The organism is Streptomyces sp. H27-H1 (genome assembly GCF_026627445.1).
Taxonomy (GTDB): Bacteria; Actinomycetota; Actinomycetes; order Streptomycetales; family Streptomycetaceae; genus Streptomyces.
Window position 1 is genome coordinate 1 of the sequence record NZ_JAPNLJ010000101.1, and the last position, 8,971, is coordinate 8,971.

The following is an 8,971-nucleotide window of genomic DNA, read 5'->3' on the forward strand; positions in this document are numbered from 1 at the left end:
AGGCGACTTGGCAAGGTCACCCGCATCAACGGGAGCTTCGTTGCGTTCGTAGCGCCTCCGCCGGACACCGTCACACGGCCACACCAGCGCGTCTACAAGATCAATCCGACTTTGCAACAGCCCTGCCGCTGGATCACATCCGGTTCCCTTACCTCTTCCTCGACGCCACCTACGTCAAAGCGCGCGTCGAGCACCGGATCGTCTCCCAGGCCGTCGTGATCGCGACCGGCGTCACCGAAGACGGCGGCCGTGAGGTTCTCGGCGTCATGGTCGGCGACAGCGAGACCGAAGTCTTCTGGAGCCAGTTCCTGCGTCACCTGCGAGAGCGCGGACTGACCGGCGTCCGCCTCGTGATCTCCGACAGCCACAGCGGCCTGGTCAAGGCGATCCGGATAGTCATGATCGGCGCCGCCTGGCAACGCTGCCGCGTCCACTTCGTCCGCAACGTCTTCTCCGTGATCCCCAAGGGGTCCGCGGAGATGGTCGCCGCAACGATCCGCACCCTGTTCGCCCAGCCCACGGCCGAAGCCGTCCGGACCCACCTCGACACCGTCGCGGACATGCTCGGCAAGCAGTTCCCCAAGGTCAAAGAGATGCTCCTCTCGGCGAAGGAGGACCTGACCGCGTTCGCGGACTTCCCGTACCAGCACTGGAAGAAGATCCAGTCGACCAACCCGCTCGAACGGCTGAACCGGGAGATCAAACGACGCTCCGACGTCGTCCAAGTCTTCCCGAACCCCGCCGCGGTCAGCCGTCTGGCCACCGCCGTCCTCACTGAGCTCCACGACGAATGGATTGCCTTCCCCCGCCGCTACCTCTCCATCGAAAGCATGGACAGTCTCTATCCAGACACCGGAACCCGGCTGCCCGACACCACCGAAAGATCAGCTACACCACTACAAGGGACATGACCGGGCCGAAGCCCTGCTCAAGTAAGGGCTCACGGCTTGGCACGCACCGTCCCGTACTGCTCGACAAGGAACACGTGATCGAGGTCGAGCTGGAGCCCCGCGTCGCCCTTGACGAAATCCTCGAACTCTATTTCCTGCCGACCCTTCTTAAAGTCGTCGAAGACGACGCTGAGCACGCCCCCCTTCTTCCGGATCACAAAGCCCCTGAGGCCGTGTTTCTTGTCACCACCCCCGATACCTTCCGCGTTCCTGGTGAAGTAGAGACCGTCTTTCACCTCGCCCATCTTTTTACCCAGAGTCTTTATGGTGCAGTGCATGCCGGGAAACTCCACCGATTCAGGATTATCAGGTACACGCAGACGACGCCTGGAAGGAACGCCATCGATCTTCGGCAGCTCCCCGTCACTGATCCCCATGACCATTTCGTCAACTACCTGCTTACTGAAGCCCGGCGGCCTTTCACGGTTCACTTTCTTCCCGTGGCCTCCGTAAAACTTGTCTCGCCCCTCCTTCAGCCCCAGGGCCTGGGCCGCCTTCCTTTCCAGAGCCTTACTGTCTTTCTCTCCTTTCTTGGGCGGCACTGCCGGCGCGTGGTCACCCTCCCTGATATTGAAATTCATCACATCGTCATAAGTGCCGGCGTACTCCGCACGCGTGCGGAGTACGCCATTTATTTTCTCCTGTCTCTTCCGGGAAGCCTCGACATGCACCAGGGCTTTCTTGGCCCCATTGCTGGAGAGGAAAGCGCTTAGCGACTTGATTTTTTCCTGGATGACCGCTGCCTCGCCATCGCCGAGGTCAGGATCTTTTAGGCTGTCCTTCAAGATCTCCAGGCCGCGCTTAGCGCCGAAAACGCGCGACGGGTCAATCTCAGATTTTCCGGATGACTTCGGCTGATGCTTCTTCTTCGGCTTCCCTAAGGACCCGGAGTCCCCTTTCCTGACTACAGTGAATCCGTAACCCTTGATTTCATCTGCCACTGCACCCGAAGCGCTGTCAAGTTCTACACAGTCATTCCGCCCCCACCTGCCGGCAAAAAACTCCGGAACTTTCGGTTGCTCATGACTCAAGCGGAGCAGTCCGTCAAAGGTGGTCCAGTAGAATTCACCACCCTCCCCCATCGCCTCCAAGAGGGTCACCTTGTTCATTTCAGCGCGCCGGTCGAGGTGACGGCTGTCAGGCTTAGTCCACAGGTTGCGCGTGAATTCACAGTCGGCGAGAAAGGCGCCGTACACCTCGCCTTGATCAACGTGGGAAATCGAATGGGCACCGTTATGAATACCGTCGATGACTTCCCCGGCCGCCTTCTCGCCATTCCGAATCCCTTCGACCTCCTGGATGGTCAGCTCGCGGCAGCTGTTCTTGGCAGCCATCCATGCAGCAAAGGCCACCAGGGCCTTCTCGTAGGAATAGATCTGAGCGAAATCCGGGAGGTAGTCGCATTCCTTGAGATAGTCCTGCCAGTTCATTCGTGTCTCCTTCTCGATTAGACGCTCCTTCTCCATTGTGTACGTGCAGTTTTCCGGCGCCCATCCCTTTCGAACAATCTCCTGGGCACTGTCCTTCATCGAGCGGGGGTCGCCCTCGTTGCACGGGCTGCACCAGACAGTGAGCCTTTTCCAATCTCATGCTGAGGCGTGGTGAAGGACCAGGGGCGTTTCGAAGTCGCGGTGAACCGTTCCGGGTTCGGTAGAGACTCGATTCCATGAAAGGATCGAGTCATGGCACGTCCTTCTTCCTATCCCCTTGAGCTGCGCAAACGATCGGTCCGTATGGTCGCCGAGGTTCGCCGCGACTACCCGAACGAGTCGGCTGCGATCAAAGCGGTCGCCGAGAAGCTGGGCATCGGCTCGACCGAGACACTGCGTAAGTGGGTCCGCCAGGACCAGGTCGACTCAGGCGTCCGTCCGGGGACGCCGACGGAGGAGTCTGCCCAGCGCAAGGCCCTCAAGAAGGAAAACGCCGAGCTGAAGCGGGCGAACGACATCCTGAAAGCCGCGGCGAGTTTCTTCGCGGCCGAGCTCGACCGGCCACACACACGCTCGTAGCGTTCATCGACGAGCACCGGGCCCGCTTCGGCGGTGTCGAGCCGATCTGCAGAACGCTCACCGAGCACGACTGCAAGATCGCCCCCTCCACCTACTATGCCCACCACAAACGTCTTGCTGAACCGTCCGCGCGAACCGTGCGTGATATGGAACTGAAAGCCCTGATCCACGAGGTTTTCACCACCAACTACCGCGTCTACGGGGCGAGGAAGATCTGGCGCGAGCTGAACCGGCAGGGCCATGACGTGGCCCGCTGCACCGTCGAACGCCTCATGCGTGAGCTCGGTATCACCGGCGCCGTCCGCGGCAAACGAGTAGTCACCACGATCCCCGGGGGGCAGGCCGAGCGGGCCCCGGATCTGGTGGACCGGAACTTCGTCGCCACCGCGCCGAACCGCTGCTGGGTGGCGGACTTCACTCACATCACCACCTGGGCCGGCGTCGTCTACGTCGCGTTCGTCGTGGACACCTTCTCCCGCCGTATCGTCGGCTGGTCGGCCGCCACTTCCAAGGAGACCAGGCTCGTCCTGGACGCCCTGGAGATGGCGCTGTGGCAGCGCGACCGCGACGGATTCCCGCACCAGCGCGGCGAGTTGATACATCACTCGGACGCCGGGTCGCAATACACGAGTTTCCGCCTCGCCGAACACCTGGACGCCGCCGGCATCGCGGCCTCCATCGGATCGGTCGGCGATGCCTACGATAACGCCCTGATGGAGTCCACGATCGGCCTGTTCAAAACCGAGCTGATCAAACCCGCACGGCCCTGGAAGACCCTGTCCCAGGTCGAGCTGGCCACCGCCGAGTGGATCGACTGGTACTGCCACCGCCGACTCCACGGTGAGATAGGCAACGTCCCACCCGTCGAATACGAGACGACCCACTACCTCACAGCAACAAAACCCCAGGTCACAACCACAAACTGAGATCTCTACCGAACCCGGAACGGTTCACGACGGGACGGCCGGGGGCCTTAGAGTACCCGGACCGCGCCCGTGGGCCGGTCGTACGCCAGGGTGCGTTCGGCCACGCCGTCTGACGGATTCTGCGCGCCGATGAACTTTCCACCTCCGACGTAGATGGCGACGTGGTACGCGCTTCCCTTGTCGCCCCAGTAGAGGATGTCCCCGGGCCGCAGGTCGTTGAGCGGGACCGAGGTGCCCACGGCCGACTGGCTCTGGGAGACACGCGGCAACGCGATGCCAGCCGCCTTGTAGGCCGCCTGCACCAGGGCGGAGCAGTCCCAGCCGGACGGCCCCGTTCCGCCGTATACGTAGGCGCTCCCCATCTGCGCGCGGGCGAACGCGGCCACGGCGGTGGCGCCCGCTCCCGGTTTCCCGGCGGCAGGCTTGGCCTTGGCGGCCTTCTCCTTCGTGGCCTTGGCCTTGGCTGCTTTCGCTTTGGCTGCTTTCGCTTTGGCGGCCTTCTCCTGGGCCGCCTCCTCCTGCGCGGCCTTCTCCGCCGCCTTCGCTTTGGCTGCGGCCTTTTCCACGGCTGCCCTGGCCTCCGCCGCCTGACGGGTGTGGATGTCGCCGCTGAGCCAGACGGCGTCCCAGGCCAGGCCGCTACTGGAGGCGAGGGAGGAGCTCAGGTCCAGTTCCATGGTGATGCTGTCCCGGTCCCGTCCCTTCAGGTCGGAGGCTCCTTCGGCCGTCACCGGGGACACCGCCGTGACCGTGCCGAGGACCCCGGTGGTCACGCCGGTGCGCAGGGCGGTCAGGCCGCCCCGGCCGGTCCGTTTGCGGTGCCGGCCGGATGTCGGGCACCGGCTGGGTGATGAGTGGGGACGCCAGGTCGTGCTGTCGCTCATGAGGGGGAAACATCCGTTCCGGTTTGCCGCCACGCACGGCGGGCTGTGTTCACTGAAGGAAATCTGGGGGAGGGGACATCGGTGCGAAGCCTTGCCGGCTACAGGCAGAGGCGCTCAGAGCCGGGGCCGTGACGGACCGACGGGAGGGCCGTTGCCGTCCGGAGGCGCAGACACCGGGGGAGTCGGTGGGATGTCGTCGTCGGGGATCGTCCCCGGCGGCGGGTCGGTGGGGCCGGTGGGGTCAGTGGGGCTGGGGGGGCCAGTGGGGCCCGTCGGCGGGCTCGAGGGATCGGGAGCGACCGGCGGACCGTCCGATGCGGAGGGAGGCGTTGACGGGGTCGGAACGGGATCGGTCCCACGCTCGTCCCCACCGGTCGGAGCCGGCCCGCGGCCGCCGGAGCCGGAGCCCGTGCCCGTGTCGGCGCCCGACCCGGAGCCGCTCGTCGAGGCCGATGTGCGGAAGTCCTGCACCGGCATGTCAGAGAGGGCCGACTTGGTGTATGCGGCCCACACCCGCGCGGGGAAGCCGCCGCCACCGCCCGCCTCGCCGCCCAGGCCCTGAAGGCTCAGCTGCGCGTGGCTGTCCGGGTCCTCGCGGAACACTCCCACGGAGGTGGTCAGCTCCGGTGTGTAGCCGATGAACCAGTACGACTTGTGCTCGTTCGTCGTACCGGTCTTGCCCGCAGCGGGCCGTCCGGCGGCCTTGGCTGCCTTGCCGCTGCCGTACGAGGCGTCCACCGTGCTGCGCAGTACGTCGGTGACGGTGTCTGCGGTGGCGGTGCTGAAGGCCCGGTCGGAGGTGCCTTCGGGCAGGTCGCGCTTCTCCTCGCCGTGGCTCAGTTCCAGGACCAGGTGGGGGTCGTGGTGCACCCCGCGGTTGGCGAAGGTTGCGTACGCGCCGGCCAGGTCTAGGGCGCTGGGGGTGGCGACACCCAGCGGGAGGGAGGGAACAGCGGTAAGTCCGGGGGTGGATTCGGGCAGGCCCGAGGCAACGGCCGCGTCGCGCACGGAGCGCAGCCCGGCGTCCTGCGCGAGCTGGGCGAAGACGGTGTTGACCGACCGGGCCATCGCCTCGCGGACCGAGACGTCGCCGTAACTCTTGCCGCCCTGGTTGCCCGGAGAGTATCCGTTGGTCGCCGTGTAGTCGTTGTTGCCGTTGTAGAGGGAGCGCGGTCCGATGCGGAGGCCGTCGGTGTCCTTGGCCTTGCCCTCCAGTGCGGCGGCGAAGGCGAAGGGCTTGAACGTGGAACCGGCCTGGACGTCGCGCCGGGTCGCGTTGTTGATGAACTGCTTGAGGTAGTCGGGTCCGCCGTACAGGGCCACGACCTTGCCGGAGGCGTTCTCCACGGACGCGGCGCCCGACCGCACGCCGCGGTCGTTGGCCCGGCTCGTCGGATCCAGATGGTCGTTGAGCTCCTTGTCGACGGCGGTGACGAGGTCCGCCTGCTTGACCTTGTCGAAGGTCGTCTTGATCTTCCAGCCGCCCGCGTCGAGCTCGGCCTCGCTGACCGTGCCGCCGGCGAGCAGGTAGGCGCGGGCGGCCTGCATGAGGTAGCCGTTCTGGCCCGCCATGCCCTCGGACTGCTTGGGCTCGAGGGGCTCGGGGAAGACGGCCTTGGCGCGGTCCGCCGCACTGATCGTACCCGTGGACCGCATGCCGTCCATGACGTAGTTCCAGCGGGCGACTGCCCGGTCCCGGTGCTCCGGTGACTGTTTGACGTCGTATCGGGTCGGGGCGTTGAGCAGCGTGGCGAGGTAGGCGCCCTGCGCGGCGGTGAGGTTCTTCGCATCGACGTCGAAGTACGAGCGCGCCGCGGACTGGATGCCGTAGGCGCCGCGCCCGTAGTAGCTGGTGTTGAGGTAGCCCGCGAGGATCTCGTCCTTGGACATCTTCTGGTTGACCTTGATGGCGATGAACAGCTCCTTGAACTTCCGCGTCAGGGAGACCTCCTGGGTCAGGTAGTGGTTCTTCACGTACTGCTGCGTGAGCCCGGAGCCGCCCTGGCGGGAGCCGCCGGTGACGTTGTTGTAGAGGGCCCGGGCGATCCCGGTGACCGAGATGGCGGGGTCCGTGTAGAAGCTGCGGTCCTCTGCGGCGAGCGTCGCCTCCTGGGCTGCGCGGGAGACCTGCGACAGCGGCACGCTGGTGCGCCGGGCCACGCCGGACCGCCCTATCTCGCTGCCGTCCTGGTACAGCCAGACGTTGCTCTCGGCTACGGCCTTCTCGTTCGGGTCCGGGACGGAGACGAGCAGGTAGCCCGCCCCGAACACGCCCAGCATCAGCAGCAGACCGCCCAGGATGCTCCACATGACCGTGCGGGGCCGGGGCACGAAGCGGCGCCACCCCGTCCGGCCCCGGACCGGTGCCTTGCGCCGGGTGCGAGCTCCGCCGCGGCCGGGCGCCGCTGCCGGTGCCAGGCGGGCAGCCTGCCGACGGGCCGCCCGTCCCGCTGTGGGACGCGGGCCGGCCTGACCGCCGGCGCCGAAGGGCTGCCGGTCACGATGGGGTTCACGGTGTGCACGCATGCCGCTGAAGCTACGGAGGCCTGCCTTAACGGGGGGTTGTTTACGGCTAGGCGGCAGGTAACGGGGGCGCCGTTGGACGCCGGGCGCCGGGCGCCGGAGCATCGGGTACTCCTTCTCCCGACGACCTCTCCGAGAGGACACCAGCCATGCTGCCGATCACCGTCGTACCGCAGCCGACCGCCTACGGCCTCGCGGGTCTCGCCCCCGCATACCAGGGCTACGCAACCTCCCACGCAACCGCTTCCGCGCCGCCTCGGTACGTGCCGGCGCCCGTCCCCGCCCCCACGACGGTCTCCACACCCGTGTACGAGGAGATGGTGGCCGAATGGGCGGCGTTCGGCCGGTACTGGCCCGGCGCAGACCAGTACGCCGACGCCGCTGTGCCGGCCGCCGGCCCGTACCCGCCGGAAGACCTGTTCCATGGGTCCCCACTGCCCCCGGCCGGTCCCTGGAGCTGAGACCACGGCAGCCGGCGAGGGCCGTAATCCGAAGCGCACGGGCAGTCTTCCGGCCAGGCGGGCGCGCACGGCAAGCCTCCGATAAGTCCCGGACAGGGCCTGGACGAGGCGGCGGGAAGCGCCGCTGGGCGTGACCACCCGCCGACCGGGGGACGGTGGGTCCTCCGGTCGGTGCGGGCGGTCGGGGGAGCACCGATACCCCGGCATGAGATGGAGTGGTTCGGTCGAGTGGGCCGCGTACGACCGGCCGCGTCGTACGACCGCCGCCGCCCACACGCGTCGCGGCGCAAAGGAGTCTCAACGATGAAGTCAAGCCGCTTGCGCGACCGGCGGGGCCGGGGGTGAAGACCCGGTTGTCGCGCGGAAGTGCCCACAAGACTCCGTCCCGGCGGCGTGCGAGCGCGATGAACGCCTGGACGTGCTTGGACCCCTCGCCGCGCTTCTTGAGGTAGAAGTCCCGGTTCGGTCCGTCGCGGATGATGCTGGTCTGCGCCGACATCAGGGCGCCCCGAAGGGGCGGGCGGGCACCCCTTCGAAGCCACTGAAGGCAAGAACCCAACAGCCACACCCGGCTTTCCCGGGCCGCCTGACAACGCACGGAGAACCATGAACGAGCAGTACGGCTACGAGCACTGCCACAGTCCCGGCCCGTCCGCGGACGGCGCGGGGGCTGCCCCGCCGCGGTTCTGCGACGGGCCGTGCCCCGCCGGCGCGGGCGAACCGGACCGGGCTCCGGTGTGCTCTGGCCAGGACCCCGAGCGCGGCTACTTCTGGCGGTGCCGCCTGTGCATGCTCCTCCACGAGGGCTTCGCGACCGCAGAGGCGGCGCGCGTCATGCTGCGGGCGCACTGCGAACTCCGCTACGTCGAGCACTGCGTTGGCGTCGCGGTCCGCCGTAAACGTGCCGCGGGAGAACATGGCGACCTGACCCGCGCTGAGCTGTCGGCCGCCCTGCGCGATGACCCCGCCGCGGGATGACCGACCACCGCTCCTCCCCCGTCTTGCCCGGGAGCAAGTGAAAAGGGCCCCGCTAGCGGGGCCCTTCGGCGTGAGCGCGACGACTGCTCGCAGGTGGCCTGCGGGAGCTGTGCCTATTCGACGGTGACGGACTTCGCCAGGTTGCGCGGCTTGTCGATGTCACGGCCCATGGCCAGGGCGGTGTGGTACGCCAGCAGCTGCAGCGGGATGCCCATCAGGATCGGGTCCAGCTCGTCCTCG

6 protein-coding genes and 2 pseudogenes are annotated in these 8,971 nt (G+C 67.0%); 4 read left to right on the forward strand and 4 right to left on the reverse strand.

What is annotated here, in order from left to right; all coding sequences use genetic code 11:
• Positions 1–125 precede the first annotated feature (125 nt).
• Positions 126–911 (forward strand): annotated as a pseudogene (locus tag OTB20_RS41380) (IS256 family transposase); the annotation flags it as partial.
• A 29-nt stretch (positions 912–940) separates the two neighbouring features.
• Here OTB20_RS41380 and OTB20_RS41385 read toward each other — a convergent pair.
• Positions 941–2,380: a hypothetical protein gene (locus OTB20_RS41385; RefSeq protein WP_267825070.1), complete on the reverse strand. Its 1,440-nt coding sequence runs from the start codon at positions 2,378–2,380 to the stop codon at positions 941–943.
• A gap of 252 nt (positions 2,381–2,632) precedes the next feature.
• Here OTB20_RS41385 and OTB20_RS41390 point away from each other — a divergent pair.
• Positions 2,633–3,885, forward strand: a protein-coding gene (locus OTB20_RS41390; RefSeq protein ID WP_267825071.1) for an IS3 family transposase whose coding sequence is annotated in 2 segments (ribosomal slippage) — positions 2,633–2,915 and positions 2,915–3,885 — 1,254 coding nt in all. Because the reading frame shifts where the segments join, the coding sequence is not laid out codon by codon here.
• 47 nt (positions 3,886–3,932) lie between these two features.
• On the opposite strand, the gene OTB20_RS41395 is transcribed toward OTB20_RS41390, so the two are convergent.
• Together OTB20_RS41395 and OTB20_RS41400 are read right to left on the reverse strand one after the other, a co-directional pair.
• Positions 3,933–4,769, reverse strand: coding sequence for a C40 family peptidase (locus tag OTB20_RS41395; RefSeq protein ID WP_267825072.1), 837 nt, complete (start codon positions 4,767–4,769; stop codon positions 3,933–3,935).
• 114 nt (positions 4,770–4,883) lie between these two features.
• A complete protein-coding gene (locus OTB20_RS41400) occupies positions 4,884–7,100 on the reverse strand; it encodes a transglycosylase domain-containing protein (protein ID WP_267825073.1) in 2,217 nt (738 codons plus the stop codon).
• Positions 7,101–7,441: 341 nt separating this feature from the next.
• Here OTB20_RS41400 and OTB20_RS41405 point away from each other — a divergent pair, with 341 nt between their 5' ends.
• Positions 7,442–7,753, forward strand: a complete 312-nt coding sequence (locus OTB20_RS41405) for a hypothetical protein (protein ID WP_267825075.1) — start codon at positions 7,442–7,444, stop codon at positions 7,751–7,753.
• 309 nt (positions 7,754–8,062) lie between these two features.
• On the opposite strand, the pseudogene OTB20_RS41410 reads toward OTB20_RS41405, so the two are convergent.
• Positions 8,063–8,255: pseudogene (locus OTB20_RS41410) on the reverse strand (IS110 family transposase); the annotation flags it as partial.
• Positions 8,256–8,359: 104 nt separating this feature from the next.
• Between OTB20_RS41410 and OTB20_RS41415 the strand changes: the two are divergent.
• Entirely contained in the window at positions 8,360–8,731 is a 372-nt protein-coding gene (locus OTB20_RS41415; protein WP_267825074.1) for a hypothetical protein, read from the forward strand.
• The last annotated feature ends 240 nt before the right edge of the window (positions 8,732–8,971 follow it).